31 protein-coding genes, 1 pseudogene and 1 riboswitch are annotated in these 26214 nt (G+C 65.1%); of the genes and pseudogenes, 18 read left to right on the forward strand and 14 right to left on the reverse strand.

What is annotated here, in order from left to right:
* Positions 1 to 341: 341 nt before the first annotated feature.
* The 9 genes from ACZY0Q_RS16760 (at position 342) to ACZY0Q_RS16800 (ending at position 7252) form a co-directional block, all read left to right on the forward strand.
* Positions 342 to 740 carry a heavy-metal-associated domain-containing protein gene (locus tag ACZY0Q_RS16760; protein WP_463918557.1) on the forward strand — a complete coding sequence of 133 codons (399 nt, stop codon included), beginning with the start codon at positions 342 to 344 and terminating at the stop codon, positions 738 to 740.
* Positions 741 to 878: 138 nt separating this feature from the next.
* Entirely contained in the window at positions 879 to 1346 is a 468-nt protein-coding gene (locus tag ACZY0Q_RS16765; RefSeq protein WP_463918559.1) for a hypothetical protein, read from the forward strand.
* A 152-nt stretch (positions 1347 to 1498) separates the two neighbouring features.
* Positions 1499 to 2098, forward strand: a complete 600-nt coding sequence (locus tag ACZY0Q_RS16770; RefSeq protein WP_463918560.1) for a DUF305 domain-containing protein — start codon at positions 1499 to 1501, stop codon at positions 2096 to 2098.
* Positions 2099 to 2184: 86 nt separating this feature from the next.
* Complete coding sequence (locus ACZY0Q_RS16775) at positions 2185 to 3069, forward strand: F510_1955 family glycosylhydrolase (protein WP_463918561.1); 885 nt, start codon at positions 2185 to 2187, stop codon at positions 3067 to 3069.
* A 4-nt stretch (positions 3070 to 3073) separates the two neighbouring features.
* Entirely contained in the window at positions 3074 to 3823 is a 750-nt protein-coding gene (locus tag ACZY0Q_RS16780) for a cytochrome c biogenesis CcdA family protein (protein WP_463918563.1), read from the forward strand.
* Between the two features lie 51 nt (positions 3824 to 3874).
* Positions 3875 to 5422, forward strand: a complete 1548-nt coding sequence (locus ACZY0Q_RS16785; RefSeq protein ID WP_463918565.1) for a multicopper oxidase family protein — start codon at positions 3875 to 3877, stop codon at positions 5420 to 5422.
* Between the two features lie 8 nt (positions 5423 to 5430).
* Positions 5431 to 6339 carry a prolipoprotein diacylglyceryl transferase gene (lgt, locus tag ACZY0Q_RS16790; RefSeq protein WP_463918567.1) on the forward strand — a complete coding sequence of 303 codons (909 nt, stop codon included), beginning with the start codon at positions 5431 to 5433 and terminating at the stop codon, positions 6337 to 6339.
* A complete protein-coding gene (locus ACZY0Q_RS16795; protein ID WP_463918568.1) occupies positions 6336 to 6971 on the forward strand; it encodes a DUF3105 domain-containing protein in 636 nt (211 codons plus the stop codon). Before lgt ends, ACZY0Q_RS16795 begins: the two co-directional genes overlap by 4 nt.
* A 23-nt stretch (positions 6972 to 6994) precedes the next feature.
* The gene (locus tag ACZY0Q_RS16800; RefSeq protein ID WP_463918570.1) at positions 6995 to 7252 is read left to right on the forward strand and encodes a hypothetical protein; all 258 of its coding nucleotides are present in this window, start codon (positions 6995 to 6997) and stop codon (positions 7250 to 7252) included.
* A 145-nt stretch (positions 7253 to 7397) separates the two neighbouring features.
* On the opposite strand, the gene ACZY0Q_RS16805 is transcribed toward ACZY0Q_RS16800, so the two are convergent.
* Together ACZY0Q_RS16805 and ACZY0Q_RS16810 are read right to left on the reverse strand one after the other, a co-directional pair.
* On the reverse strand, positions 7398 to 7733 hold the full coding sequence (locus ACZY0Q_RS16805) for a hypothetical protein (RefSeq protein ID WP_463918572.1): 336 nt from the start codon (positions 7731 to 7733) through the stop codon (positions 7398 to 7400).
* A 219-nt stretch (positions 7734 to 7952) separates the two neighbouring features.
* Positions 7953 to 8729: a M23 family metallopeptidase gene (locus tag ACZY0Q_RS16810; protein ID WP_463918574.1), complete on the reverse strand. Its 777-nt coding sequence runs from the start codon at positions 8727 to 8729 to the stop codon at positions 7953 to 7955.
* 5 nt (positions 8730 to 8734) lie between these two features.
* Positions 8735 to 8911, reverse strand: a riboswitch (cyclic di-AMP (ydaO/yuaA leader).
* A gap of 922 nt (positions 8912 to 9833) precedes the next feature.
* Between ACZY0Q_RS16810 and ACZY0Q_RS16815 the strand changes: the two genes are divergently transcribed.
* A complete protein-coding gene (locus ACZY0Q_RS16815; protein WP_463918576.1) occupies positions 9834 to 10247 on the forward strand; it encodes a four-helix bundle copper-binding protein in 414 nt (137 codons plus the stop codon).
* 593 nt (positions 10248 to 10840) lie between these two features.
* On the opposite strand, the gene ACZY0Q_RS16820 is transcribed toward ACZY0Q_RS16815, so the two are convergent.
* Entirely contained in the window at positions 10841 to 11410 is a 570-nt protein-coding gene (locus ACZY0Q_RS16820) for a TetR/AcrR family transcriptional regulator (RefSeq protein ID WP_463918578.1), read from the reverse strand.
* Between the two features lie 98 nt (positions 11411 to 11508).
* On the opposite strand from ACZY0Q_RS16820, the gene ACZY0Q_RS16825 reads away from it, so the two are divergent.
* Positions 11509 to 11685 carry a hypothetical protein gene (locus ACZY0Q_RS16825; RefSeq protein ID WP_463918580.1) on the forward strand — a complete coding sequence of 59 codons (177 nt, stop codon included), beginning with the start codon at positions 11509 to 11511 and terminating at the stop codon, positions 11683 to 11685.
* Complete coding sequence (locus ACZY0Q_RS16830; protein ID WP_463918582.1) at positions 11682 to 12221, forward strand: DUF2269 domain-containing protein; 540 nt, start codon at positions 11682 to 11684, stop codon at positions 12219 to 12221. Before ACZY0Q_RS16825 ends, ACZY0Q_RS16830 begins: the two co-directional genes overlap by 4 nt.
* Before the next feature lie 409 nt (positions 12222 to 12630).
* On the opposite strand, the gene ACZY0Q_RS16835 is transcribed toward ACZY0Q_RS16830, so the two are convergent.
* The 9 genes from ACZY0Q_RS16835 to ACZY0Q_RS16875 all read right to left on the reverse strand — a co-directional run bounded on the left by ACZY0Q_RS16835 (position 12631) and on the right by ACZY0Q_RS16875 (position 18812).
* Positions 12631 to 12900 (reverse strand): hypothetical protein, encoded by a 270-nt coding sequence (locus ACZY0Q_RS16835; protein WP_463918584.1) that lies wholly within the window; start codon positions 12898 to 12900, stop codon positions 12631 to 12633.
* A gap of 76 nt (positions 12901 to 12976) precedes the next feature.
* Positions 12977 to 14338 carry a phenylacetate--CoA ligase family protein gene (locus ACZY0Q_RS16840; protein WP_463918586.1) on the reverse strand — a complete coding sequence of 454 codons (1362 nt, stop codon included), beginning with the start codon at positions 14336 to 14338 and terminating at the stop codon, positions 12977 to 12979.
* Between the two features lie 10 nt (positions 14339 to 14348).
* Positions 14349 to 14480: a hypothetical protein gene (locus ACZY0Q_RS16845; RefSeq protein ID WP_463918588.1), complete on the reverse strand. Its 132-nt coding sequence runs from the start codon at positions 14478 to 14480 to the stop codon at positions 14349 to 14351.
* Positions 14481 to 14649: 169 nt separating this feature from the next.
* Complete coding sequence (locus tag ACZY0Q_RS16850; protein WP_463918590.1) at positions 14650 to 14910, reverse strand: SHOCT domain-containing protein; 261 nt, start codon at positions 14908 to 14910, stop codon at positions 14650 to 14652.
* A 374-nt stretch (positions 14911 to 15284) separates the two neighbouring features.
* Positions 15285 to 15962: an LOG family protein gene (locus ACZY0Q_RS16855; RefSeq protein ID WP_463918591.1), complete on the reverse strand. Its 678-nt coding sequence runs from the start codon at positions 15960 to 15962 to the stop codon at positions 15285 to 15287.
* Complete coding sequence (locus ACZY0Q_RS16860) at positions 15959 to 16687, reverse strand: ABC transporter ATP-binding protein (RefSeq protein WP_463918592.1); 729 nt, start codon at positions 16685 to 16687, stop codon at positions 15959 to 15961. Before ACZY0Q_RS16860 ends, ACZY0Q_RS16855 begins: the two co-directional genes overlap by 4 nt.
* Positions 16684 to 17790, reverse strand: coding sequence for an ABC transporter permease (locus tag ACZY0Q_RS16865; protein WP_463918594.1), 1107 nt, complete (start codon positions 17788 to 17790; stop codon positions 16684 to 16686). Before ACZY0Q_RS16865 ends, ACZY0Q_RS16860 begins: the two co-directional genes overlap by 4 nt.
* Positions 17791 to 17833: 43 nt before the next feature.
* Complete coding sequence (locus ACZY0Q_RS16870) at positions 17834 to 18505, reverse strand: methyltransferase family protein (protein WP_463918595.1); 672 nt, start codon at positions 18503 to 18505, stop codon at positions 17834 to 17836.
* Positions 18495 to 18812, reverse strand: coding sequence for a DUF2933 domain-containing protein (locus ACZY0Q_RS16875; RefSeq protein ID WP_463918597.1), 318 nt, complete (start codon positions 18810 to 18812; stop codon positions 18495 to 18497). The genes ACZY0Q_RS16870 and ACZY0Q_RS16875 overlap by 11 nt, the downstream gene beginning before the upstream one ends.
* A 224-nt stretch (positions 18813 to 19036) precedes the next feature.
* Here ACZY0Q_RS16875 and ACZY0Q_RS16880 point away from each other — a divergent pair, with 224 nt between their 5' ends.
* Entirely contained in the window at positions 19037 to 19381 is a 345-nt protein-coding gene (locus ACZY0Q_RS16880; protein WP_463918599.1) for a heavy-metal-associated domain-containing protein, read from the forward strand.
* 76 nt (positions 19382 to 19457) lie between these two features.
* On the opposite strand, the gene ACZY0Q_RS16885 is transcribed toward ACZY0Q_RS16880, so the two are convergent.
* Together ACZY0Q_RS16885 and ACZY0Q_RS16890 are read right to left on the reverse strand one after the other, a co-directional pair.
* A complete protein-coding gene (locus tag ACZY0Q_RS16885; protein ID WP_463918600.1) occupies positions 19458 to 19898 on the reverse strand; it encodes a hypothetical protein in 441 nt (146 codons plus the stop codon).
* Positions 19899 to 19946: 48 nt separating this feature from the next.
* Complete coding sequence (locus tag ACZY0Q_RS16890; protein ID WP_463918601.1) at positions 19947 to 20393, reverse strand: universal stress protein; 447 nt, start codon at positions 20391 to 20393, stop codon at positions 19947 to 19949.
* A 174-nt stretch (positions 20394 to 20567) separates the two neighbouring features.
* Here ACZY0Q_RS16890 and ACZY0Q_RS16895 point away from each other — a divergent pair.
* The 5 genes and pseudogenes from ACZY0Q_RS16895 to ACZY0Q_RS16915 all read left to right on the forward strand — a co-directional run.
* Positions 20568 to 21185: pseudogene (locus tag ACZY0Q_RS16895) on the forward strand (cytochrome c biogenesis CcdA family protein); the annotation flags it as partial.
* A gap of 40 nt (positions 21186 to 21225) precedes the next feature.
* On the forward strand, positions 21226 to 22785 hold the full coding sequence (locus tag ACZY0Q_RS16900) for a multicopper oxidase family protein (RefSeq protein WP_463918602.1): 1560 nt from the start codon (positions 21226 to 21228) through the stop codon (positions 22783 to 22785).
* Positions 22786 to 22804: 19 nt separating this feature from the next.
* Positions 22805 to 23011, forward strand: a complete 207-nt coding sequence (locus tag ACZY0Q_RS16905; protein ID WP_463918603.1) for a hypothetical protein — start codon at positions 22805 to 22807, stop codon at positions 23009 to 23011.
* A 56-nt stretch (positions 23012 to 23067) separates the two neighbouring features.
* On the forward strand, positions 23068 to 23496 hold the full coding sequence (locus ACZY0Q_RS16910; RefSeq protein ID WP_463918604.1) for a hypothetical protein: 429 nt from the start codon (positions 23068 to 23070) through the stop codon (positions 23494 to 23496).
* Positions 23497 to 23717: 221 nt separating this feature from the next.
* Positions 23718 to 26192, forward strand: a complete 2475-nt coding sequence (locus ACZY0Q_RS16915) for a heavy metal translocating P-type ATPase (RefSeq protein WP_463918605.1) — start codon at positions 23718 to 23720, stop codon at positions 26190 to 26192.
* Positions 26193 to 26214 lie beyond the last annotated feature (22 nt).

Genomic DNA, 26214 nt, shown 5'->3' on the forward strand with positions numbered 1-26214 from the left:
CCCTCGGAGAAAACCGGCACAAATTCGACCGTACAGGAGGGCCGACCCATTGTCACATTTGAATAACGGGGCCACTCGAGGGCAGAGGCCCCTGGCCCGGCGATGCAACCCGGACCCGGCCTGCCGGTCTAAACAGGGAGTGCGGCTGGGCCCGGCCGCTCACGCCAACTGTTCAATCTGTGCGAGGAGACGCCGGCATCCACCCTGCCAATAATACCCGATGGGGGTATTATTTAGATGTTCAGGGAAGTGGTTTGTCCAGGCCCGATGCGCTTCCGGCCGTTACAGCCGTTCAACCCCCAACGCCTCCCCATGATTTCTCTTGCAAAGGCCGAACTGACATGTGTGTCCCCGAAACCCGGACCGGGCTGCCCATCGTGGCTGCTGAACCGTCCGGATGCAGCTGCTGCTCCACCTCTTCCCGGACCCTGGCGTCGCCGGCAATTCAAGGCAGCGTCTACTCCGTCGAAGGACTGACCTGCGGGCATTGCGGACAGGGCGTTGAAAAGGCAGTGTCCTCCCTCGCCGGAGTGGAGGCCGTAACCGTCGAGCTGGTGCCCGGAGGGGCATCCCGGCTCACCGTCTCCGGCACCCATACCGAACCTGAGGTCCGGGACGCCGTCCCGGCCGCCGGGTACAGCCTCTCACCAGCAGGTAGTCCAACGCCCGCCCTGACGGACATCGCCGCTGCCGCCGTCAGGGCCTCCCACCCAGGAGAGGGCAACAATGGAAAATCATAATCATCGCGGCCCTGAACGCTCAGTTGCTGCGAAAGGGTGAAACTGAATCCGTCCCAGGTTCGTTGAACCCTAAGCCCGGCAGGGTAAGATCCCTGCCGTACCCTTAAACCCATGAATGGCTACGGAAGGAGGAACACCATGGCAGCAACCGGATCCTGCCGCGTCACGGCGTTCCTGACCCGTGCCGCGCTGCTGACGGGATTCCTGGCCATTGTCGCTGGGATCCTCGGTATGCACATCATGACCGGGGCCCACGCGATGCCGACGGCCACGCCAAGCATGGATACGTCCGTTCAGCAGAAACAGAACCCGGTCAACCATCCAGGCCACGCCCCGGCGCAGTCTTCCCAGACGGCCTCCGCGGCCGGGCCCGGGATGCTTGCCGGATCAGCTTCCTCGTGCGCCGATGCCGCCGGCTGCCAGAGTATGTCGGCGATGGATGCGGTCTGCGTCCTCTCCCCGGCGAACACCGCCCTGTCGGCGCCGCTGCCCGGCACCGCACCGCTCCAGACCCCGGACACGAATGCCCTCGCCGGGTCAACGATCAGCTATTCCTTCCTGCCGGAGGGTCCTTCCCCCGGCGACCTCTGCATCAGCCGGACGTAAAGGCGCGCTGCGCCGTGTCCTGCCCGGCGCACCCTCCACGCCACGCTTGCGTACCCACCCTGCATACCCCCGCCTGAGATCCGGCGGCCCTGCAGCCACGCTATCCGCAGCGGCGTCTGACGCCGGTTGATAATTTGAAGGACCTGATTTTGATGAAGAAAACACTGACCATTTCCGCTGTTACCATCGCCGCGGCGATCGCCCTGTCCGGTTGTTCCGCGGGTTCGGGCGGAGGGAGCATGCCCGGAATGAACCACGGCAGCTCCGGGATGTCCTCCAGCTCCGCGCCCGCTGCCGCGGACTTCAACGACGCGGACACCATGTTCGCCCAGATGATGATCCCGCACCATACCCAGGCCGTGGAAATGTCCGACATGGTCCTCGCCAAAGAAGGAATCCCGGCCCCGGTGACGGGTCTGGCCACCAAGATCAAGGCGGCCCAGGCGCCGGAAATCGAGAAGATGGCCGGCTGGCTCACCAGCTGGAACCAGCCCACCGGCACGCCCTCCGGCCACAGCATGTCCGGCATGATGGGCGATGAAGACATGGCCAAGCTTGAAGCCGCTCAGGGAACCGAGGCGGCCAAGCTGTTCCTGACCCAGATGATCGCCCACCACGAAGGCGCGATCACGATGGCCAAAACTGAATCTGCGGACGGTAAGGACGTCAGGGCAGTCCAGCTCAGCAAAGACATCGCAACTTCCCAGGAAGCTGAATTGCAGGAAATGAAGGACCTGCTGGCCACCCTCTAGCTGGCAGACCCGGTGCCGGCCCGGCCACGGGCCGGCGCCTCCCCCCTCCACCCCTCTTTTTTCGTTCCGTCACCTGGAGATTTATCGTGCCTGCGCGTTCTCTTAAACGTCCCCGAATCATCGCCGTCTCAGCCGCGGCCCTGTCCCTGGCGCTGTCCCTGGCTGCCTGCGCCCCGTCCACCGCCCCGACGGCCGACACCCCGTCATCAGCCGGCGCCGCCACAGGTCTGCCCGGCGCCCACATCCATGGCCTGAGCGTCAAGGGTGAAACCGGCCAGGTGCTCCTGGCCACGCACGAGGGCCTGTTCGACGTGTCCAAAAAACCCGCCGTCAGGATCGGACCCACGAACGACCTGATGGGTTTCACCGCCACCATGGAGCAGGGCGTCTTCTACGCGTCGGGCCACCCTGGCCCGGGTTCGGATCTTCCCAACCCGCTGGGTCTGGTCAAGACCAGCGACGGCGGTGCCACGTGGGAGCAGCTTTCGCGCCAGGGAGAGTCCGATTTCCATGCCCTGACAGCCACCAAGTCCGGGATCGTCGCCTTCGACGGGGCCTTACGCGCGAGCCCTGACGGGAAGACCTGGAAAACAATCGCCGCGGACTTCGCACCGGCAGCCCTGGCCGGGAACCCCTACAGCGACACCGTGCTGGCCACCACCGTCGACGGTGTGCAACGCTCGACCGACGGCGGCGCCACCTGGGTCCTGGACAAGGCTGCCCCGGTGGTGCAGTTCGCCGCGTTCGCCAGCACCACAGAAGCCATCGGTGTCGCACCGGACGGCACGGTGCACTACTCCTCCGACGCCGGCGCCACCTGGTCCCCGACCGGGCAGATCCAGGGACAGGTCAAAGCCATCGCCGCGACGGAAGGATCAGAGGGTAAACCCTGGATCTGGGCCGCTACCTCAACCGGCCTGGTCGTGTCCACGGACGGCGGGGCGGTTTTCCGGCCCTCCGACGCGGCCTGAGCCGATGGGCATCGGCGGGTTTTTCGCCTCCACGGTCACCTCCGGGGCGCTGATCATCGCGATCCCCCTGGCCATGACCGCCGGGCTCGTCTCCTTCCTCTCCCCCTGCATCCTGCCCCTGGTCCCCGGCTACCTCGGCTTCGTCTCCGGCCTGACCGACCCGACGCAGCCGCGGAACCGCCGCCGGGTGCTGGCCGGCGTGGGCCTGTTCGTGCTGGGGTTCGCCGCCGTATTCACCCTCTACGGGGCAGCATTCGGGGCGATCGGTTCCTGGCTGCTGCGCTGGCAGGACACACTGATGCGCGGCCTGGGAATCGTCGTGGTCCTGATGGGCGTGGCCCTGCTCGGTCTGGTGCCCTGGCTGCAGCAGACCCGCAAAATCACCCTCGGCCGCCGCACAGGACTCGGCGGCGCACTGCTGCTCGGGATCGTCTTCGGCCTGGGCTGGACACCCTGCATGGGCCCGACACTGAGCGCGGTGCTGTCCCTGAGCGTGACCACCGGCAGCGCCGGACGCGGGGCTCTGCTGGCCTTCGCCTACTGCCTGGGCCTGGGCATCCCGTTCGCCCTGGCCGCCATGGGCTTCGGCTGGGTCAGCAACACCCTTGCCCTGGTCCGCAGACACATCCGCACCGTCAACATCGCCGGCGCCTCGATGCTGATCATCCTGGGCATCCTGATGATCACCGGAGTGTGGGTGCAGTGGATCTACAAACTGCAGAACCTCTCCGGCACCTTCCTCACCCCGATCTGATGGCTGCCTTGCGCACTGCCCGGCCTTCTTTCCCAAGGATTCGAAACTGACATGAACCCAACCTCGTCCCAACTGGACCGGCGGCAATTCCTTGCGCTGTCGGCCGCCGGCGCCGCAGCAGCGGCCCTGGCATCCTGTACCTCCCCGCGCAGCGCCGCTGCACCAACCCGGGTCATGCCCGATGACCCGCTGGTCGCCCACTACGAAGCGCAGCGGCCCCTGGCCGGCACTACAGTGGCCCAGCCACTCACGGCCGGACCGTTCGAAACGAATGTGGCCGGAAAAACGTTCACCACCTGGGGATACAACGGCAACCTCACGGCCCCCGAAATCCGCGCCCGGGCCGGTGACCGGCTCAGCGTGGCGCTGACCAACCAGCTCAAAGACCAGACCAGCATCCACTGGCACGGCCTGGCCCTGCGCAACGACCAGGACGGCGTCCAGCACATCACCCAGGAACCCGTTGCCGCCGGAGCCGACTCCAGCTACGACTTCAGGCTCGCCCAGCCCGGCACCTACTGGTACCACTCCCACATGGACATGCAGCGCGAACGCGCACTGTACGGGGCACTGATCATCGAAGACCCGGCCGAGCCACTGAAATACGACAAGGACTGGGTCATCATCCTGGACGACTGGATGGACGGCATCACCGGCACCCCCGACGATGTGCTGGCCGAACTCTCCGAAGGGATGTACACGGCGGGGCTGGAACGTTCGGCTTCGCCTTCCCCCGACGCCCGCCCCGCTCCGTCAGCAATGAAGCACATGCTCATGGGATCCCGCAGCGACTTCCTCGGCGGCGACGCCGGAGACGTCAACTACCCGTACCACCTGTTCAACTCCAAAGTACCGGACCAGGCACAGATCCTACCCGCCGTCGCGGGGCAGGTCATCCGCCTCCGGCTCATCAACGCCGCCGGGGACACCGCCTACCGGGTCGGGATCCCCGGCCAGAAGATCACCCTGACCCACACCGACGGGTTTCCCGCAGTACACCAGGACGTTGACGCGGTCGTGCTCGGCATGGGCGAACGCATTGATGCCCTGCTCACCGTCGCAGAAGGCTTCACTCCCCTGCTGGCACTGCCCGAAGGGAAGACCGGCAAGGCCCTCGGATTCGTCAGCACCGGCTCGGGAAAACAGCCGCTCCCGGCAGTGTTGCCCGGCAGGCTGGAAGGGACCGTCCTGGACGGTGGGCAGCTCAAAGCCGACCCGGCAGTCAACCTGCAGCCCCGGACCCCCGACCGGTCCCACGAACTTCGGCTCACCGGCAGCATGGAGAAATACGACTGGGGCATCAACGGCCACCGCTTCGAAATGGTCAACCCGTTCGAGCACACCTTCGACATCAAAGAAGGCGAACGGGTCCAAGTGAGCTTTATCAACGACACGGACATGTGGCACCCCATGCACCTGCACGGCCACACCTTCCAGGTCGGTTCCACAGGGGCGCGTAAAGACACCGTGATCGTCCGGCCAAAAGAAACCGTCACAGTGATTTTCGACGCCGACAATCCGGGCCAATGGCTCGTCCACTGCCACAACGCCTATCACGCCGAACGCGGCATGATGGCCCTCTTCTCCTACATCAAGTGAGCGCAGCCATGCAGCCTTCAGCAATAACGGATTACTTCATCCCGTCCCCGACGGTCAGCGCCCTGGAGCTCGGGCCCCTGACCGTGCGTTTCTACGCGCTGTGCATCCTGGCAGGCATCGTCTTTGGCACGTGGCTGACAGCCCGGCGCCTCCGGGAGCGGGGCGGGACGACCGCCCAGACCCTGGACACCGTGACGTGGGCCGTACCGTTCGGCATCATCGGCGGCAGGCTCTATCACGTCATCACCGACAACCAACTCTACTTCGGCCCAGGCAGGGACCCCTGGGGGGCGCTGAGAATCTGGGAGGGCGGCCTCGGCATCTGGGGCGCCGTCGCCCTGGGACTTGTCGGCGCCGCGATCGGCGCCCGACGCGCCGGGATCCCCTTCCTGGCGTTCGCTGACGCAGCCGCCCCCGGCCTGCTCATCGCCCAAGGCCTGGGACGGTGGGGGAACTGGTTCAACAACGAACTCTACGGCGGCCCCACAGACCTGCCCTGGAAACTCCAGATCTACAACATGAACCAGGCCACCGGGCAGGCCGTCCTCTCGGGCGACGGCACCCCGGAGGTCCTGGGCTACTTCCAACCCACCTTCCTCTACGAATCCCTCTGGTGCCTGGCCGCCGCCTCCCTGCTGATGGCCCTGGACCGCAAGTACAGGCTCGGTGCCGGTGCAGTCTTTGCCCTCTACATCGTCCTTTACACCGCCGGCCGGTTCGCTTTCGAACTGATGCGCTCCGATCCTGCCAACACCATCCTGGGTCTGCGCGTGAACACATGGGTCTCCGGCCTTCTCTTTATTGCCGGAATGGCCCTCTTCCATCGCCTGCGGTCCCGGCCGCGCTCCGAAGTCGAAACCCGCTCGCCCGATCTGCGGCAGGATCCTGATGCACCCACCGAAAGGACACACACATGAATAACGCCGGAAAGCGACGCGCCGACCACGAGGCTGCCCTGGCCGCCGTCCGGTCACAGCAAGAGGCCAAGCAGCGCAAATGGAACCTCTTGGTCTACGGTAGTTTCGGGCTGGTCCTGGCGCTCATCATTACCGCCGTTGCCTTCACCGTCACCACCTCGGTCCAGGAAAAGAACGCAGCTGCGGAGGCTGCGAAAAGACCCATCGACGGCGTCCAGACCTTCGCCGGTCTCGCCCGCAACCACGTCCAGGACGCCGTCGACTACCCGCAGGAACCGGGCGCCGGAGGCGATCATGCGCCGGTCTGGATCAACTGCGGGGTCTACACCGAACCGGTCAAGGAACAACGCGCGGTGCACTCGCTCGAACACGGGGCCGTGTGGCTGACCTACAAACCCGACCTGCCGGCGGCAGAGCTAACCAAGCTCACCGAACTCGCCAAGGGAAAGCCCTACGTCCTGCTCAGCCCGGAGAAAGACCAGACCGGCCCGGTCACCGTCACCGCATGGGGGTCACAGCTGAGCGTGCAGGACGCCGGCGACGACCGCATCCCCGCCTTTATCCGGGCCTACGCCCAGTCCCCCAACGCACCCGAACCCGGAGCCGCCTGCACGGGCGGCACCAACAGCTGACCCCGACCCCTTCAAGGAAAATCATGAAAAAGTACCACAAGCCCAAACAAGAGCCCGACGCCGACTCGCGCTACCGCCGGCACCGGCGGCTCGTCCGCATCGGACAGGCCCTCATGGCCGCCGGTGCCCTCGTCGCCATCAGCCACTGGATCGCGCACCTGGCCGCTACCGGCCAGGGGCCGAGCATCACCGAGGACATTTTCATCGGCTACCCCACCGGTGGCGTGCTGATCCTCATCGGCGCAATCCTCGCCGGACGCACCGAGACGAAAAAGCGCTGAGCATGCCGCCCCTGGGAACGACCATCGCAAACCGTCGATAATGAAAAAGACAAACAGGAGCGGTAGATCCAGCATTGTCCGGCCACATGCAGCACGGCTTCACTAAATAAACTCCACACGGCGGCCTACCGCGGGAGCCGCGGGCTCATCCCCGTCCGGGGCCCTCGCCGCCCGGTCCGCTGCCGTTGGTCGCCTCGGTTTCGTTGATCCCAGGCTGGCTGCGGGCATCATCCGTTTCTTCCGAAACGGGTTCGCTTCCTTGCTCGAACTGCGCCCGGTAACGCACACGCCGGATTCGTCTGGTCATGGAAACCATGAGCAGGACAACTGCGATGACCATGAACGCCGTCATCGCGAAACCCAGGAATCCGGGAGTTACCTGATCCGGGTCCAGCCCTGGCCTCAGACCTTCGTTGCCTGGACCCGGGGCCGGCGTCGTGGCCAGGGCGTAAAGACCCGCGGCAGCCATTGGGATTTGCACTGTATAGTCCTTTGTCCGGCTCGTTGTGTGGGCGCCCGCAGGCGGCCCCTGTGCGTAATCCGCCCGAGCCCGGAACCATGACTGGCACTGAGCGGCGGCCCGTCTGGACCGCAGAAAAACAGGGTGCAGGACGCACCCGCAACTGTACCGCTTCATCGCGCGGCTTCCGCCTTCACGCGCAAGCAGTCAGCGCAGCCATCTGGCTGCGGGCCGGGCCTCTTAGATGAAGGCAGCCGGGTCGACGGTCTGGCCGTTGACCATGACCTCGAAGTGAAGGTGGCAGCCGGTGGAGGCACCGGTTGTGCCTACCCCTGCAATCTGCTGGCCCTGAGCCACGGCCTGTCCGAGGGAGACACCGATGCTGGCCAGGTGGTTGTAGGTGGTCTTCAGCCCGTTGCCGTGATCGACGACGATCCGGTTGCCGCCGCCGTACGGGCTCCAGCCGGCCTCGGTGACAGTGCCGGAACCGGCGGCGAAGACCGCCGTCGAGCACGCCCCGGTCAGATCAATCCCGGTGTGCATTTCAGCTGCGGCCCCGGTGATCGGGCTGATTCTGAAGCCGAAGGGGGAACTGACGTTAATCGACGCGAGCGGGGCACGCAACCCCGTGGATGGGGATGCCGGCACGGGCTCGGGGGCAGCCTGGAGTGCCTTAACCGCCCCTGCGGACTGCGCCGGGGCAACGGGCGCAGGCGCAGGCTGGGAGGTCACCTCCGGGCGGTCAAAGGTGAGAACAGTTTCAGCTGCTGCCGTGACCGCCGCTTCCGGAGCCGCGGCTGCCACGGCCACTGGCCGGTCCTGGGCCGCAGCGCGGCTGCCGGAGTCAGCCTGCGCCGCGGACAGAGCAGTGAGGGCAATCATTCCCGTGACGGCTGCTGTTAGGCCGAACTGCTGGCCGCGGAGCCGGAACATTGGTTCCTGGAAGAACGGACGGCGGCGTGGTGAGGCAGCGGCCGGAAGGGCACGGCGACGGCCGTGTTTTGGCTGGGCAGGCAAGATAGTGGTCCTCTCGGCGCCGGCGAAGTTAGCTGTCGGATTCGGACGAGTGGACTGTCCGGCTGCCCTGCAGGACGCGATCAGGACGCGCAGTCACAGGGTCGGCTTCACCCCAAGGTGCATCATTACGCACCAAAAGTGGGTCCTCCGCCCCCGCCTGAGAAAGATCAGGTTCAAGGACCGCCGGCGGGGTTTGGCGAAGCGGTCACATCCATACCCGTTGGGGGTATGTGTTTATCCAACTTTAGCGAAGCGTCGGCTTAAGTTACAAATCCGTTATCAAAAGCGCTCTGGGCTTAAGGGGACAGGGATGGTGACTGGCGGGGCACCGGAAGGTTACGCTGGGCGGGACTTGCCCCAGGAAAGACCAGATGGCCCTTCAACGTTCCACGCTTCCACTGCTGGTCCGCAGGCTTGCGGCGCCGCGGGCTGTTCTTTCCTGCCTCGTGATCGTCCTCCTGGTGGCCGCGCCAGTTACCTTTTGTAGTGGACAGGACCACGTGGTGGGGGTGTCCGACCGCAGCCCTTACGCCGCCGCACAGCGCCAGCGCGAGACTGCGATCCCCGGGGGACAGGAGAACCCTCGGGGACGTTCGAACAGAGTGAGCCCGGTCGGAGCCCAATCCGCCTCCGACGTGCTCCGCGGGGTCCCGCGCAGCGGGTGCCACGAGACCGGAGACACCCGGGCAGTCAGTCCACGGTCGTGGCCCGTTGCTGTGACCGACGCGGCGCAGCCAAGGCCAGGAACGCTCATCCCTGATTCCGCGGGCCCGCGCGCCCGGCCCCCGGCATCCCACATCGCCAACAGGCCCCAAGCACCGCTGAGCTGGCAGGCGCTAACCCTAACTCAACTGTCTGTCAGCCGGACATAAAGCACACGTTCTCCCCGTCCGGCCGCGCGAACGCCAGGCCATACGGCCGGCAAGTGGCACCCTTCGACCTGGCTGGCGTAGACACCGCGTGCGGGCCGCCCTTTGGGTCCTGCCTTCAGCGATCAGAAGGAGGCCCGAGAAAGAACATCAGCCAAACAGCCGGCACATCAGAAAACATCAGCCGGTCTCCGCACCAGGTTCCTTCCGTTCAGTATTGGAAAGAGAGAAAGAAATGACACACGGAAGCACCCACAAGATGCTCGATGCGTACCCGAAGGATCTCGGCGGCATCGATCAGCACATGCTCGCCGAATGCATTGCGGCGTGCTTTGATTGCTCACAGGCCTGTACCGCCTGCGCTGATGCCTGCCTCGGCGAAGACATGGTCGCCGAGTTGACCAAATGCATCCGCACCGATCTTGACTGTGCGGACATCTGCGCGGCCACGGCAAACGTCCTCTCCCGCCACACCGGCTATGACGCCAACGTCACCCGCGCGGTGCTGCAGGCCTGCGCCACCATCTGCAAGGCCTGCGCCGAGGAATGCGAACAACACGCAGGCATGCATGAACACTGCCGGCTCTGTGCCGAGGCCTGCCGCCGTTGCGAAAAGGCATGCAACGACCTTCTCGGCTCGCTCGGCTGACCCTCCGCGACGGCCCACCCAACGGTGACCGGAGATCCAACGCCTTCCGGCACCCGAGGGAAGGCCTGCCCGGCGGCATCCCGGCCTCAAGGCAACCCTCAATGCGTCCCTGAGCTCTGCCGCCGGCATCCGGGGGAGGAAAGTGCCAGTCGAATCGTTAATCCGTGTGGGGGCGCGACCAGAGCCACGGATCGCTCGGCGACCGTGGCGCCATCTTTCGTCAAAAGGAATACATGAAACCCAGGCAGCCCTCAGGCCCGCGTCAGGGGTCCATCCCACCTGCCGGCGGCACCTTGGCCGGGATAGGTGCCGCGTCCGGGAACCCGGTCGACGACCCGCAGCTGCGGCGAATGCTGGCCACCCACATGCATTGCGGTGAGCCTATGCGTCTGGTCCCGGCCGACAAAATGCCTGTACTTCTCTTCCCGGAGGCATCGGGCAGTCACCCCCCGGAGCCATCCGGGGGCGTGCTGATGTACCGGTGCGCCTGTGGCTTCACCTTTGATCGAAGCCCAGACTGACGGCCCGGGATGGACAGCAGCAGCCGGTCCCGGGATGCCTGCAGGCGCAGGTCCCAGGGGACGCCTGCCTACTCAGGGCACCGGGTGGAGCCCGGCCAAGGTGACTTTGACCAGCCGGTGAACGGCCTCCGGCGATGTCAGACCGGCGGACGCTTCGAGGGCGTGAAGGCAGAACGCGGCGAGTTCATCCGCGGCTACGTCCCCCCGGAATACCCCGGCTTCCGCACCCTGGCGCAGGAGTTCTGTCAGAAATCCGGACAGGTGGCGCTCGGCGGGGCCCATGTGTGCGCCTTGGTGCAGGGCGACGGCGTCGGCTGCTCCGTGCCCGGAGTGTGAGAGGAAGGCGTAGGCCTCCAGCACGGCTTCAAGCTGCTCGCGGGCGCCCCGCGTGCTGTCCCTAATCCGGGTCAGGACTTCCAGGTGCGCATGGACCTGACGCTCATGCCAGGCCGCTAGGATCGTCTCGACATCCGGGTAGTACTTATAGAGCGTTGCGCGGCCGATACCGGCCGTCTGGGCGATACCGGACATCGTCACCGCAGCCGCCGAATGGCCGGCGACCAGGGTCGCTGCAGCGTCCAGGATAGCGGTCCGGACGGCGCCGCGATGAGTCTCGACAGTCTCATCCCATAACTTTGGCATTCCCGCATCGTACAACACGCCACGCCTTGAACAACATGGCACACTGAGAACATACTGTCTTACAAAAGGATGTTCGCCCCCGCCCGACAAGGAGCCTCATGACAGAGCGCCCAATACCCAAACCCCAGTCCCCGCTAGTCCAGGAGCGCGGCCCAGCCCCCGGGCACCGAACGCCCCTTTGGGTCAAAGCCTTCCTCGTCGCCGCTACCTTGCTTGTGGTGACTTTCGCGGTCATCCATCTCAGCGGCGGCGGAATGATGAACCACACCCCGTGAAAGTGATGACCCCTGGGCTCCGTAAAGCCACCCTGATGGTGCATGTGATCTGCTCTGTCGGATGGCTGGGTGCCGTCACAACGTTCCTTGTTCTGGCCATCACCGGACTGTCCTCCACGGACCCAGGACTGGTCCAGGCTGCGTATCTGGGAATGAACCTCATCGGCTGGACTGTGATCTTCCCGCTCAGCCTGGCCTCCCTGATTTCCGGCATCGTCCAGGGCCTGGGCACCGTCTGGGGTCTGTTCCGTTACTACTGGGTGCTGATCAAGCTCATGATTACCACCGGGGCCAGCGCCTTGCTGCTGGTTCATCTGCAGCCCGTTACCGCAATGGCGGAAATCGCAGCATCTTCATCCCTGGGTTCGGCGGACATGACCGGCATGCGGGTCCAGTTCGTGTTTGATGCCGGTGCTGCGCTGCTGGCGCTGCTTGTCACCACGGTGCTGTCAATCTATAAACCTCGTGGGCTCACGCGATACGGGCAGGGAATAACTGAAAAACAGCAGGCAATGGCGCGACGGCAAACGGCGTAGCCAGACGCAAAGCTTCCGTCACAGGTCCTGCCACAGGTCAGATGCCACAGACGATGCCCGGCGCAGGACCGGACGGTGCCCGGTATGCAATTCCCGGTGGCCTATCCCGCAGCAATCAACTTGCTGTGAACACCGCCGCGGTGCGAGAAAAGCGAAGAAGTCCCGCAGATTGAAGGCATAAGACCTGACCGTCCCGGGAGACCCGCTGCCGTCATACGACCCGCGACGAAGGCTGTGGATGCGGCAACACTGTTGGCCCGGTGCCTGACCCCGGAAACCATGCGGCCGGGCTGGGCCGAGGCCGCGTCAATGGCCGCCTCCCGCACCGCCTTGCCCTACCGGTCCATGAAATCCATCGATGACCGCCTCGACGGGGCTGCGACAAAGCCGGTCATCGTGCCCGAGACCATTATCTGCGCAGCCGGTGCACCACTTCAAGGAACAATGCGGGGTCTGGTTTCCCGGCTAGCCCCGCTTCGCGAGCAATCTCGCCATCGATGACCAGGTCAAAGGCTCGGGACAGGCCCCCGGCCGCTAGAACAGCGGCGGAGTTGCGGCTTCTGCCGTCGACACACTTCTGGTAGTCCCTGGTGTTGAACGGGCTCCTGCGTGCCGTTGGTGGGACCTGCGGATCTTTCAGCACCTCGTTGAAGAGCTCGGTCCATGCTGTCGCATGCACAGCCGCCGTGTCCGTGACGACGCCATCCAGATCAAAGATAACGGCGACAAAGCAGCAGCGGCGGTGGGTGACTCCGTCATCGCGGGCCCTTCAACCCCCGCACGAAGGGCGCCTTGCCCAGTGCTGTCCGTTCAAGGTGATCCACGAGGTGTACATCCACACCGGTCTGCACAACTCCTGCCGCAGCGAGGGCGTCGCTTACTGCGGTCCGGACTCCCTGTATGGAAGCTCCGGGCGCGAGGCCCGCGAGGAGTACCCGCAGCCCGGAGGGTTCCTGGATGACCTGCCAGCCGGCAAGGGCGGCTTGGTCCAGAACGTGGTGGAACACGATCGGGTGGACATCTACGCTTCCGGCCTTGCCTGGCAGGTGGAGTACGTCTTCGATCCGGCCTTCGATGTCCTCCATGACAGTGAAGGAGCGTCCGCAGGGGCAGCCTCGTCCGCCCAGCCGCACGGTGTCGGACATTTCGTAGCGGATCAGCGGCAGGGTCCGCGAAAACAGGACGGAGACGAGAAGCTTTGCCCCGGTTGTCCCCTGCGGCACTGGATTCCCGGCCTGGTCCACGGGTTCGATGATCAGCAGGTCCTCGTAGACATGGCGGTTCCTGTAGGTACACGGGGAGGCGATCCCGGCCGTTTCGGTGGCGGCGTAGACATCGAAGGGCGCGCTTCCCCACGCCGCTTCCAGTTCGGAGGCGGTGTGCGGGCTGAGCACTTCGGAGGCGGACATCACGCCCTGGGGTGAGATGTGCAGCCGTCCGGCCCGCTGCTCGGCGGCCAAGGGTTTGAGTGCTGAGGCGTAGCCGACCAGGACCCTGGGCTGGAACCGGTTGAGCGCTGCGACCGTCTCATCCATGGGTGCGGTGACGTCCAGGCGGAGGGTCGGTACGAGCTTGGAGCGCAGCGAGGCGCCGACGACGGCTGACTGGTGTGTTGGGACGCGGGAGCTCACGAGGGCCATTTTCAGTGGATGGGTGGGGCCGGCGGAGATCCCTGCCCAATCGTTCGCCCGGGCATAGGACGCCAGGACAGTCCCCCACTCAGAGCGGTTCCAGACGAACGTTCCCCGCCGGCCAGTGGTCCCTGCCGTCGCAGCCGCCCACCACCGGCCCTTCCACGGCATCCCCGGGTCTCCACCGTGCTCGGTCAGGGACCGCAGATGGCTCTCCAGATCCGCCAACCTGAAGTCCGGTGTGGTAACGGCCTCGTCGAAGTGGTCCATCAGGTCCGCCTTCGTCACGATCGGCAGCTGGTGCAGCGGAGCGTCCTGCAGGCCGGCGTGATGGCGCCGGTAGAACTCCGAGCCCGCGTAGGCGGCACGACGCAGTTCCTGCAGGGCGCGGTCCTGGTGGGCGGTGATTCGTGCGGCGTCCCAGTGGTCCCTTCTGCGCCACGCAGCGCGCAGGAACAGTACGCGGGAGATGAGCCGGAGGTCCATGGCGGCGTACCTAGCGGTTCCCGGCAGGGGCCAGCGGCCGGGCAGCGCGGGCGGTGGTCGCTTCGGGTGTTTCCGGTCGCGGCAGCCAGGCCTGTGCCGGTTGGTAACCGGGTCCGGGTGAGGGATTCGGGTCAGCAGGCATGGTGTGTCCTTCCGCAGAGGGATCCGGGGCGTCAGATGATATCCACCCGTTGCCGGAACTTCATTGCGTGAGGGCTTCCGCCGTTCGTTGTTTTCCGGTTACGCCCACAACATGTAGCCCCTACGGTATCTGTTAAGGTCTGCGGCCGGACCGGGCGGACACTTCGGCGTTAAGCTCCGCGACCGCGGCGGAGCACTGTGAGACGGGCTGTGTATTCGCTCTCGTCGATTTCACCGCGGGCAAAACGTTCTGCGAGCAGATTCTCGGCGACGCCTGCACGGGGCCCGCCATCTTCATGCCGGCTGTTCCCGGCTCCCATGGATCGGGCGAAGAGGATGATGGCGGTGATGATGGCACCCCAGAACAGCACAAAGCTCACGCCCATCAGGATGTACCCCCAGACGCCCATGTTCCCGTCCCAAAACATCATGTCTGCTTCCTCCCTGCCACCTGAAACCATTGGTACCCTGATGTCCACTCTCGTTCCCATCGACTTCCGTCGACAGAGTCTTTAGTCCCCTTGCCCTGGCCGGCCCCCTGCAGGGTCCCCCGGAGCACAAGCCAGACGAGGCCAAAACCAGTCCAGATGGCGACCACTGCCCCGGCGGTGGGCGCTTCCCGGGAAAGAACAGCGAGACACCGACGCCGATGACGTGCACGAGCATTGTCCAGACAGTTGGCCTGCAGGACGCAACGGGACCATGCTCTCTCCCCCGGCCTCGGCGACGCCAGCGCCTGGCGTTTCCTTACCGGGGGCACTCCGCACATGTCCGTCGACTGCCCGTTCCTCATCCCTTTTCCGGATCAGAGGGCGAGTTGGCGCAGGTGGCAGTGCTGGATCAACTCGATGGCTTCGTCGATGTCATCGGTGACCCGCAGGAGCCCGATGTCGTCGGGAGTGATGAATCCCGGGCTCTGGAGCCGCTCACGGATCCAGACCATGAGCCCGGACCAGTGCTCGGTCCCGATCAGGACCACGGGGAATTCATGGATTTTTCCGGTCTGGACAAGTGTCAGGGCCTCAAAGAGTTCATCCAGGGTGCCGAATCCGCCGGGAAGGACGACGAATGCCGAGGCATACCGGACGAACATGAGTTTCCGTGCGAAAAAGTACCGGAACGTCATGGACACATCCACGTAGGGGTTGAGCACCTGTTCGCGCCGGAGTTCGATGCCGAGACCGACAGAGATGCCTCCGGCTTCGACTGCGCCACGGTTGGCCGCTTCCATCAAACCCGGACCTCCCCCGGTGATCACTGCGAACCCCGCGTCCGCAAACCGCGCACCCATCTTCCGGGCTGCTGCGTAGCGGGGATCCTCCGGGCCGGGGCGGGCGGATCCGAAGACAGCGACTGCCTTGCCGACCCGGCCCGAGAGCAGGCGGAAACCGGCATCGATTTCCGTGCTGATCCGTTCCATCCGGGCCGGGTCTTCGGCCGGGTCAGCCAAGGCCGCGAGCAGTTCCTCATCAGTCATCTTCATGACGGTGATCCTGCCGTGTGCATGCGGCAGTGCCGGTCGTGTTCCCCGGGTTCTTCGTCTGTGAGGCGTCCGTCCTCGATGGTGATAACCCTTTTCGCGGCGGTCCGGAGCCGCTGGTCATGGCTGACGATGATGACGGCCCGGTTCTCCCGGCAGGCCGTTTCGCAAAGGAGCAGGGTCACTTCCTGGCCGGTCTTCGCGTCCAGGTTCGCGGTCGGTTCGTCGGCGAGGATCAGCCGGGGATCATTGGCCAGGGACCGGGCGATGGCCACACGTTGTTTCTCCCCGCCGGAGAGGTCCCGGGGCAGGTTCCGCAGACGGTGTCCGAGCTGGAGCTGCTCCAGCGCCGTCCGGGCCTTGGCCAGGGCGAGCTTGCGGGGTACTCCGGCCGTGAGGAGGGGCAGCATGACGTTTTCCTCCGCGGTAAGCGCCGACAGCAGATTAAAGGTCTGGAAGACGAAGCCGAATTCTTCCAGCCGCAGGCGTGACAGCTGTGCGGGTGCAAGGGTCGAGGTGTCCTGCCCGGAAATGAGGATCCGGCCCTCCGTGGCGGACATGAGGGTGCCGATCATGGACAGCAGGGTTGTTTTTCCGGACCCGGAGGGTCCCATTACGAGCACAATGTCCCCGGCGTCAACGCTGAGGGATACGTGGTCCACGGCGGTCACTGCGGTGTGCCCGGCCCCGAAGGTCTTGGACACGTCTTCGACCAAAACGACGCTCATGCGCGGAACACCTCCGCCGGGTCGATGCGGGCCAGCCGGCGGACCGGCAGTAGCGAAGACACCACAGCCATGGCCAGGGTGACGGCGAAAATCCAGGCCGCATCGAGCCAGCGGATTTCCGTAATGAATTCCGGGACAAAGGTTCCCGCGGCAGCGCTGACGGCAAGGGCCAGGCCCGCCCCGACGAGGTATCCGAGCACGGCTGCGGTGACGGCCTGTTCCACCACGACAGTGTAAAGCTGGCGGTTGCTCACCCCGATGGCCTTCAGGACACCGTATTCGCGCGCTTTTTCAATGGTCGAGGTGAAGATGGTCAGGCCGATGACGGTCATACCCACGGCGATCCCGATCAGCAGCAGGACCAGGATGATGGGCAGGAAAGTGTCCCGAACGATGTTCGTATTGTTTTCTACGAACCTGTCCTTGGTGATGGCATCCACAGCAGGGTCGGCTTCGATCCGGGAAGCAACCGCGCCCGCGTCGGCGCCGTCTTTCACCGTGACGAGGAAGAAGTTCGTGGCTCCTGGAAGCTGAAGGATGCTTTCGGCGTCTTCCTTGGTTGCGAACGCGAAGGAGAAGCTGAGGATGTATCCGCCCTCGGAATAGCCGGCGACTTTCAGCGTCCTGCCGGCGACAGGGATGGTGTCCCCGATCCTGATGTTCTCGCTGCGTCCAACCACCCGGTCGATGATGATCTCGCCCTTGTCCGGGACGGCTTTGCCCTCGACCACCCGCGCCGGGGCCCCGACGTTGTTCTCCGTGTCGTCGGCAATGACGTAAAGGTTGATGTCCTTGCCGTTGTGCGCAAACGCTACCCGGCGGCCGCTGAACGGCTTGGCACTGGTGACCCCTGGAACGCCGGTGAGGAAATCCCGGACGGTCAGGGGCAGCACGGACGGGGTGTGGAACATGTCCGTCGCGCCGGTCTGGGTGATCCAGTAGTCGGCCGGCACGGTGCGGATGTATTCGCCGATCTTGTTGCTCCAGCCCTGATACAGCCCCTGGATGCTCATGATCAGCAGCACGCTGAACGCGACCCCGCCGACGCTGATCAGCAGCCGGGTCTTTTCCTGGACGAGGTTCTTTACCGCCAGGAACAGCATGGCGGTAACCCGGCCTCCCCATCCACACCCGGCTGCCGGGCCATCACGGGCCCTTCTGCAGCTTCTGCCCGGCGCCGGCCGGGCGTCGTCCGAACCTGGGGACGAACCCGGGGACCTGCCGGCGGTAGGCGGCATAGGCTTCGCCGAACTCGGCGTCCATCAGGCGTTCCTCCTTCCGGGCCAGGCGCAGGTACACGATGACCAGGACCGGGAGCATCAGAAGGGTCAGCAGCGTGGGCCACTGCAGCAGGAACCCTGCCATGATGGTCAGGAAACCCATGTACTGCGGATGCCGCACCGTGCCGTAGGGTCCCGTGACCGCCAGACGGTGGTCCCGTTGGGCCGCGAAGAGGACCTGCCAGGACCGGTAGAGCAGGATGAACCCTGCGGCGATCAGCACGTTGCTCAGAAGGTGCAGGGGGCTCAGGTGCGGATCCCCTTGCCAGCCGGTGAGGTCCTGCCACAAATGACCCGAGTTGTGGTTCAGAAGATCCCCGCCCGGCATCCCGTTTCCCAGCCATCCCGAGAGCAGGTAGATCGTCAGCGGGAAACCGTACATCTCGGTGAACAGCGCCACGATGAACGCGGAAAATCCGCCCACCGCCCGCCAGTCCAGTTTCGTTCGGGGACGGACGAAACTGAACGCGAAGATAATGAACACCGCCGAATTGATGATCACCAACCACCACAGGTCATACCCGTAATCAATGGACATGCCCGCCACCTCCCCCGGGCCCTGGCCGGGCCTCCTGCCCGCCGTGCCCCTGATGGGAGCTGCCGTGTCCGCCGTGTCCGCCGTGGCCCCCATGGCCTCCGTGCCCGAACATACAAAGGCTCATCACGAGCACCACACCCAGATAGGGCAGTGCATCCAGCACATGGAGCCAGTGGTTGGTGAGGAGGTAGATCGCCGCTGCGGCGACGAGGACTATCAGCAGCGTCTGTGTCCAGGGCTGGAATGGGCCGCGGGACGGAAACGGGCGGCGTGCGTCAGGGAGACGCGGATCAGGAAGACTGCTCATTCCTTGAGTGTTGACCCGCCGGGCCCTGTCCGCAAGGGCCTAACGGCCCCGCAGCCCAGCGGAGGCGGACGCTGCGGCCGGTGTTGGGTGACTTGCGCAGAATACCCCTAGGGGGTATTCTAATGGTGTTGTCAGTGACGTGGTTTGTCCAGGCCCCCCGGGCCGTTACAGCCGTTCATCCCCAACAGCCCCCTTTGCATCCACCCTCTCGAAGGAAAACTGACATGTGTGGAACCACCGAATCACGAACCCAACTCCCCCTGGCCTCCGCTGCACAGCACGGCTGCAGCTGCTGCTCCCCCGCCGCAGACACCCGGGCCGGGGCTTCGGCAACAGTCAAGGCGGAGGTCCAGGCTTCCGGTGCGCAGTACGGGGTGGACGGGTTGACCTGCGGGCATTGCGTCCAGACCGTTGAGAAGGCTGTGTCCGGCGTATCAGGGGTCGAGACCGCAACCGTCGATCTCGTCCCGGGCGGCACGTCCCGGCTGACCGTCACGGGCACTGCCGCCCCGGAGGCCCTGGCTGAGGCAGTCCGGTCCTCCGGCTATGCCCTGGCCGGCGCGAAGTAGCCTTCCAATGGTCGGCTGACAAAGGGAGGCCCGGCTTTCCCGGGCCTCCCTGCTCCTTTGGCTTACCTGTTGGGTGTCAGTGGCCCGCGGTGTGGTCACCGGTATGGTCCACCGTGGGTACCGGGCCGGGGTTCACATCCCCTCCGGTGCCGCTGATGGCCGGGCCTATAACGAACGCGGACAGGGAGAACATGGCCACGAAGACCAGCAGTCCCAGCGCCGGTGCAATCCAGCTGCCGAACCGCCGGTAGAGGCGGATTAGCATGGGAATGGACGCCAGAAGCCCCAGTGCCCCGAACAGTACGGTGCCGCCGGATCCCGCGACCAGCGCGGTCCCGGCGAGCAGCCCGATGTGATGCAGGACGTGCGGCAGGAGCCCCATGATCAGGCCGACCGCGCCGACCAACGTGTGCCACAGTGCGTGGAGCCTGCCCCTAAAGGTACGCACTCCCGGAACCGCCTCTCCGTGACTGGTGCCGGCGGTCGGATGCAGGTGGGAGGAATGGTCAGCTGTCACGGTCTCTGCTCCCTGCGGTGTGAGGCATCCGGCTGGTCACCGGATTGCTCATTCCTCACCGCCGGTGCGGGACCGGACTACGAGCACCGGGGAGGGCGAATGATGAACCAGCTGGGTGGATACCGAGCCGAGCAGCAATCCGGTGAATCCTCCGAGGCCGCGGGAACCCACCACCACCAGGTCGGCGTTCTCGGCCGCCTTCAGGAGCACGCCGGCCGTGTTGCCCTGGACAACATCACCAGTTACTGTCACTCCCCCGCTGTCCACCCGCCGCAAGGCCTCGTCCTGGAGGCGGCGGGCGGCCTGGGGAAAGATCTCCGGATCATGGACCAGGCCTTCCATCCCGACCGTCACGGGCGGGAATTGCCAAGCAGTCATGGCCTTTACTTCTCCGTGGCGCAGCCGCGCCTCAGCGATTGCCCATTCCAAGGCGAGGCGCGAGGGGGCCGAACCGTCCACCCCCACCACGATCCTGAATACCTCATCGCCGCCCATGAGCACCGCCTTCCACCAGGTTCTTTACAATGTTGCCCTCAGTGTGTCCCCCACATGATTCTCACCGCAAGGGCCGAAGTTCCCGACCCTGATCATTGGCCCCCGCTTTGCGGCCGAAACAGAACGCTGTGCGGGATCGTCGTCGCGGTAAGTTCCTGGCACACTTGGAACAATGGGTACCTGTCCGGGCTCACTGACCCGGGCCAGCCGCGCAACCGGTGCCGTGTCCTGGCCGGGGTCGGGCTGTTCGTGCTGGGCTCCGCGACGGTCTTCACTCTCTATGAGGCTGCGTTCGGCGCGATCGGTTCCTGGCTGTTGCGTTGGCAGGACCCGCTCATGCGCGGCCTCGGCGTGGTCGTGATTCTAATGGGGCTGGCGCTCCTGGGTCTGGCGCCGTGGCTGCAGCAGACCCGCAAACTTGCCCTGGGCCGGCGGACCGGCCTGGGCGGCGTACGGCTGCTGGGCATCGTTTTTGGGCTCGGCTGGACTCCCTGCATGGGCCCGACGCTGAGCGCTGTGCTGTCTCTAAGTGTCACGACCGGCAGCGCCGGACACGGCGCACTTCTGGCCTTCGCCTACTGCCTTGGCTTGGGCATCCCGTTCGCGTTGACGGCAATGGGCCTGGGGTGGGTCAGTTCGGTTTTGGCCCTCGTCCGCCGCCACATCCTGATCGTGAATATCGCAGGAGCCTCCATGCTCATCATCCTGGGCCTCCGCATGGTCACCGGAGCCTGGGGCCGCTGGATCTACGAACTGCAAAACCTCTCCGGAACCTTCCTTACCCCCATCTGACACCCGCGAAGCCCATGCTTCGCCTATTGAAGGAGTTCTTATGAACACCGACCTAAACAGACGCCACTTCCTGGGCTTATCAGTGGCCACCGCCGCCGCCGCGGCGCTGGCAGCCTGCACCCAAACCCCCGAACCGACAACCGCGGCGTCCGACCGGGTCATGCCTACCGACCCTGTGGTCGCCGAACATGAAGCCCAGCGGCCCTCCTCAGGGAACACCGTGACCCAGCCTCTAAACGCCGCGGCTTTCACTGCAGCGGTGGCTGGCAAGCAGGTAACTACCTGGGGCTATAACGGCAGCCTCACCGCACCCACCATCCGCACCAAGGCCGGTGATCAGCTGAACGTAAATCTGGTCAACGGCTTGAAGGACGCAACCAGCATCCACTGGCACGGACTGGCCCTGCGCAATGACCAGGACGGCGTCCCGGGCCTCACCCAGGACCCGGTGGCCGCAGGGACCGAATTCACCTACGATTTCCGGCTCACCCACCCCGGCACCTACTGGTACCACTCCCATGTTGAAATGCAGCGCGAACGTGCCCTCTACGGAGCGCTGATCATCGAAGATCCGGCCGAAAAACTCGTGTACGACCGGGATTGGGTCATCGTTCTCGACGACTGGATGGACGGCATCACCGGCACCCCCGAGGACGTCGTGAAAGAACTCTCCGGCGGCATGTCCATGTCCGGTTCCATGCCCGGCATGGACCATGGATCCATGGGTTCCACGCCCTCGCCCTCGGGCGGATCAACAGGCATGAAACACATGCTCATGGGCTCCCGCAGCGACTTCCTCGGCGGCGACGCCGGAGACGTCAACTACCCCTTCCACCTCTTCAACTCCAAAGCCCCGGACCAAGCAGAAATCCTGACCGCCACAACGGGACAGGTCATCCGGTTGAGGATCATCAACGCCGCCGGGGACACCGCCTACCGGGTCGGAATCCCCGGCCAAAAACTCACCCTCACCCACACGGACGGATTCCCTGTCCAACACCAGGACGTCACCGCCGTCGTTCTCGGCATGGGCGAACGCATCGATGCCCTGCTCACCGTGGCAGAAGGCTTCACCCCCGTGATGGCGCTGGCCGAAGGTAAAATCGGACAGGCCCTGGGCTTCATCAGCACCGGCACCGGCAAGCAACCGCTGCCGGCAGTGCTGCCGAACAAACTGGAAGGTACCGTCGTCGATGGTGGCCAACTCAAGGCCGACCCCACCGTCACTCTGACGGACAAAACCCCGGACCGGACCCACGAAGTTCGTCTTACCGGCGGAATGGAAAAATACGACTGGGGCATCAACGGCAAACGCTTCGACCTGACCAAGCCATTGGAGAACGCCTTCGACATTAAGGCCGGCGAAAGGGTGCAGGTGAATTTCGTCAACGACACTGACATGTGGCATCCCATGCACCTGCACGGACACACCTTCCAGGTATCCGGCGGCGGGGCCCGTAAAGATACCGTCATCGTCCGGCCCAAACAGACCGTCACGGTGATCTTCGACGCCGACAACCCGGGCCAGTGGCTTACCCACTGCCACAACGCCTACCATGCCGAACGCGGCATGATGGGCGTTTTCTCCTACATCAAATAGGGCCATGAACACTCCTGTCGTGACAGACCTGTTCTTTCCCTCCCCGACCGTCAGCGCCTTCCAGTTCGGTCCGCTGGCCATACGTTTCTATGCCCTCGCTACACTGGCAGGTATTGTCGTCGGCGTCTGGCTGACCGCCCTGCGTGACAAGGATTTGAGGTTCCGCGCAACCGGCCGGGTAGGATCGCTGCAGAGGGCGAAACCTACTAGTTCTTTTTCGCGATGAACACGGGGTGGGCAGAAGTGCGTCATTCGATGCGTCAGCACCAGGCCTTTTCCAACGTGGCCACAATCACCGCGGTCCTGTCGTTCCTCCTCGCCATAACGGGCATTCTTGACCTGCCGATGACGTCTTCGCCAGCAACCGGACCTGGCGCTGTGTCGCACACCATCGCGTCGTCCCGTACGGAAGCCGCTGAAGTCGTGAGCCTCCGCTACACCCCTTCCCGTGACACAGTTGTCGCTGCGAATAACGGTCCGGGGAACCAACCAGTTCCGTCCCGTACTGAACACTGCCCCATGAACCTGGGCTTGTCGGTCGCCTGCCCTGATGTGCTGTCGCCTGCCGTCCTTGCCACATCAGTCCCGGGATCTCCCGGCAACACCCGGGCTGCCGATACGGCAGCACAGCCAGCCGGGGCGCTGCCCGAGGTCCCCGGGGCACCCCTGCACCCTGTATCGCTCATCCGGCTGTCCATCAGCCGCGTATAGGAGACCTCTGCCCTCCGGACTTTTGATCGGGGGCATCGACGTCCCGCCACTGTGTCCACGCATCTGGAGCGGACGTACTCCGGAACTAACCAGGCCGTCAGATCAGGAAACCTCATTTCCAGGCATGTCACCACCGCTCTAATACCTGGCCTGCGCGCCACGAGAGCGACGGCTGGACACTTCTTCAACCGCTTTATCGAGCCCTGAGAGGAATTTCTGTCATGAGTATTACGACACAAACCGCGGTCATGGAGGTGCGAGGTGTCCACTGGGCCTCGTCCAAGAGCATCGCCGAAGCCACGCTCTCCCGCCGGCCGGGCGTGCTCAGCGTGGAAGCGAATCCGGTCTCGCAGACCGCGAACGTCACGTTCGACCCAGACAAGACCTCCATCGCCGAGCTGGCCAGCTGGGTACGGAAATGCGGCTACCACTGCGCCGGGCTCTCCGTCCCGGACCACATCTGCGATCCAATGGCCGGCGTCAGCCCGGCCCCGTCGAAGGATCAGGGCCATACTCACGACGACCACACCGCCATGTCCCACGCCGGTCATCCCGGGCACGGCACCACAACCGCCAAGGAACCCCAGGCCCACGCCGGGCACACCGGGCCGGTCACCAGGAATCCGCAGGAGGTCATGGGGCATGGCGGCGGCCACGGCGGCATGTCGATGGCCTCGATGGTGCGTGACATGCGCAACCGGTTCGTTGTGGCAGCTACACTCTCGGTGCCGATTACTCTTTGGTCACCGATCGGCAGGGATGTCTTCGGGTTCACGGTCCCGGCCCCCTTCGGGTTGCGGGACGACATCTTTGCCCTAATTCTGTCCGTGCCGGTCATCTTCTATGCGGGCTGGATCTTCTTCGACGGCGCCTACCGGGCGCTCAGGGCCCGGACACTGGACATGATGGTCCTCGTCGCCGTCGGTGTCGGTGCCGGCTGGGTGTACAGCCTGGTCGTCACCGTGACCGGGGGCGGGGAAGTCTTCTACGAGGCCGCCACCGTTCTGGCCAGCTTCGTCCTGCTGGGGCACTGGTTTGAAATGCGGGCGCGGGGCGGGGCCAACGACGCGATCCGGACGCTGCTGGAACTGGCGCCGGCCAAGGCGCTGGTGATCCGTGACGGGGAACCCGTGGAAGTTCCCACCTCCGAAGTCCTGCCCGGGGACCTGCTGCTGGTACGCCCGGGGTCAAAAATCCCCACGGACGGCACCGTCGAAGACGGCGAATCCGATATTGATGAGTCAATGGTCACCGGAGAAAGCCTGCCGGTGGCCAAGACCGTCGGTTCCAAAGTCATCGGCGCCACCGTCAACACCACCGGAACCCTGAGGGTCCGCGCCACCAAGGTTGGTGCGGACACGGCCCTGGCACAGATCGTCGCGCTGGTCCAGGAAGCCCAGAACTCCAAGGCTCCGGGGCAGCGGCTCGCCGACCGGGCAGCGTTCTGGCTCGTCTTTGTCGCACTCATCGGCGGCAGTGCCACCTTCGCCGTCTGGCTGCTGACCGGCGCAAGCTTCCAGACGGCGCTGCTCTTTGCAATCACCGTGGTGGTCGTCACATGCCCCGACGCGCTGGGCCTGGCCACTCCCACGGCGATCATGGTCGGCACCGGCCTGGGGGCCAAGCGGGGCATTCTGTTCAAGAACGCCACGGCCCTGGAAACGGCTGCCCGTATCGAAGCCGTTGTCATGGACAAGACCGGCACCCTGACCCAGGGCAAGCCGGAAGTCACCGACTTCATCTCCGTCGGCATTGACGAGGATGAACTGCTGGCTCTCGTGGCCGCCGTGGAAAGGGAATCCGAGCATCCCCTCGCCGGCGCCGTCGTCAACTATGCGAAGGGCAGGGGCGTGCCCACCCTGGATGCCACGGAGTTTCGCAATGTTCCCGGCCACGGCGCCGGAGCGACGGTCCGGGGACACCAGGTGTTCGTGGGCAACCGCAAGCTTATGGCCGCCCAGGGCATTGACATCGGCCCTGTGGCCGACCAACGCCAGGAACTGGCCTCAACGGGGCGAACGGCGGTCCTGGTGGCCGTGGACGGCCGCGCGGCAGGGGTCATCGCCCTTGCCGACGCAGTCCGCGCGACGGCAGCTGCGGCCGTCGCGGCGATGCACGAAGCCGGCATCGAAGTCATCATGCTCACCGGTGACAATGAGGCAACCGCCCAGCGCATCGCCTCGCAACTGAACATCGACACGGTCATCGCCGAAGTGCTGCCCGGGGACAAGACAGCAAAGATCGCAGAACTCCAGGCCGCGGGCAAGCGGGTAGCCATGGTCGGGGACGGCGTCAACGACGCCCCGGCGCTGGCACAGGCAGACCTGGGCATCGCGATCGGGGCGGGGACGGATGTGGCGATCGAAACCGCCGACGTGGTCCTGATGCGCTCTGATCCGCTGGATGTTCCCGTAGCCCTGCGCATCGGCAAGGGAACGCTGCGCAAGATGCGGCAGAACCTGGGCTGGGCCATCGGTTACAACGTCATCGCCCTGCCCATCGCTGCCGGCGTCTTCTTCGCCTCACTGGGCATCAGGCTCAGTCCGGAGATCGCTGCGATCTCGATGTCCGGCTCCAGCGTCATTGTCGCCGTGAACGCCTTGTTGCTCAAGCGCCTGCGCCTCCCGGAGCAGGGAGAGGCCACCGGCAGCACGATAAAGACAGAACCTGCCCCGGAGCCAAGCGGCGTCCGCTAAAGCCGTCCCTGCGCCCGTCCCC

Source organism: Pseudarthrobacter lactosi, assembly GCF_055412785.1.

Coding starts and splice junctions, on each gene's coding strand:
- ACZY0Q_RS16815 (WP_463918576.1), top strand. CDS start 9,834: ATGACACACGGAAGCACCCACAAGATGCTCGATGCGTACCCGAAGGAT.
- ACZY0Q_RS16770 (WP_463918560.1), top strand. CDS start 1,499: ATGAAGAAAACACTGACCATTTCCGCTGTTACCATCGCCGCGGCGATC.
- ACZY0Q_RS16760 (WP_463918557.1), top strand. CDS start 342: ATGTGTGTCCCCGAAACCCGGACCGGGCTGCCCATCGTGGCTGCTGAA.
- ACZY0Q_RS16840 (WP_463918586.1), bottom strand. CDS start 14,338: ATGGACCTCCGGCTCATCTCCCGCGTACTGTTCCTGCGCGCTGCGTGG.
- ACZY0Q_RS16850 (WP_463918590.1), bottom strand. CDS start 14,910: ATGATGTTTTGGGACGGGAACATGGGCGTCTGGGGGTACATCCTGATG.
- ACZY0Q_RS16785 (WP_463918565.1), top strand. CDS start 3,875: ATGAACCCAACCTCGTCCCAACTGGACCGGCGGCAATTCCTTGCGCTG.
- ACZY0Q_RS16900 (WP_463918602.1), top strand. CDS start 21,226: ATGAACACCGACCTAAACAGACGCCACTTCCTGGGCTTATCAGTGGCC.
- ACZY0Q_RS16875 (WP_463918597.1), bottom strand. CDS start 18,812: ATGAGCAGTCTTCCTGATCCGCGTCTCCCTGACGCACGCCGCCCGTTT.
- ACZY0Q_RS16865 (WP_463918594.1), bottom strand. CDS start 17,790: ATGCTGTTCCTGGCGGTAAAGAACCTCGTCCAGGAAAAGACCCGGCTG.
- ACZY0Q_RS16820 (WP_463918578.1), bottom strand. CDS start 11,410: ATGCCAAAGTTATGGGATGAGACTGTCGAGACTCATCGCGGCGCCGTC.
- ACZY0Q_RS16880 (WP_463918599.1), top strand. CDS start 19,037: ATGTGTGGAACCACCGAATCACGAACCCAACTCCCCCTGGCCTCCGCT.
- ACZY0Q_RS16845 (WP_463918588.1), bottom strand. CDS start 14,480: ATGCCTGCTGACCCGAATCCCTCACCCGGACCCGGTTACCAACCGGCA.
- ACZY0Q_RS16795 (WP_463918568.1), top strand. CDS start 6,336: ATGAATAACGCCGGAAAGCGACGCGCCGACCACGAGGCTGCCCTGGCC.
- ACZY0Q_RS16860 (WP_463918592.1), bottom strand. CDS start 16,687: ATGAGCGTCGTTTTGGTCGAAGACGTGTCCAAGACCTTCGGGGCCGGG.
- ACZY0Q_RS16780 (WP_463918563.1), top strand. CDS start 3,074: ATGGGCATCGGCGGGTTTTTCGCCTCCACGGTCACCTCCGGGGCGCTG.
- ACZY0Q_RS16825 (WP_463918580.1), top strand. CDS start 11,509: ATGACAGAGCGCCCAATACCCAAACCCCAGTCCCCGCTAGTCCAGGAG.
- ACZY0Q_RS16870 (WP_463918595.1), bottom strand. CDS start 18,505: ATGTCCATTGATTACGGGTATGACCTGTGGTGGTTGGTGATCATCAAT.
- ACZY0Q_RS16855 (WP_463918591.1), bottom strand. CDS start 15,962: ATGAAGATGACTGATGAGGAACTGCTCGCGGCCTTGGCTGACCCGGCC.
- ACZY0Q_RS16890 (WP_463918601.1), bottom strand. CDS start 20,393: ATGGGCGGCGATGAGGTATTCAGGATCGTGGTGGGGGTGGACGGTTCG.
- lgt (WP_463918567.1), top strand. CDS start 5,431: ATGCAGCCTTCAGCAATAACGGATTACTTCATCCCGTCCCCGACGGTC.
- ACZY0Q_RS16765 (WP_463918559.1), top strand. CDS start 879: ATGGCAGCAACCGGATCCTGCCGCGTCACGGCGTTCCTGACCCGTGCC.
- ACZY0Q_RS16800 (WP_463918570.1), top strand. CDS start 6,995: ATGAAAAAGTACCACAAGCCCAAACAAGAGCCCGACGCCGACTCGCGC.
- ACZY0Q_RS16915 (WP_463918605.1), top strand. CDS start 23,718: ATGAGTATTACGACACAAACCGCGGTCATGGAGGTGCGAGGTGTCCAC.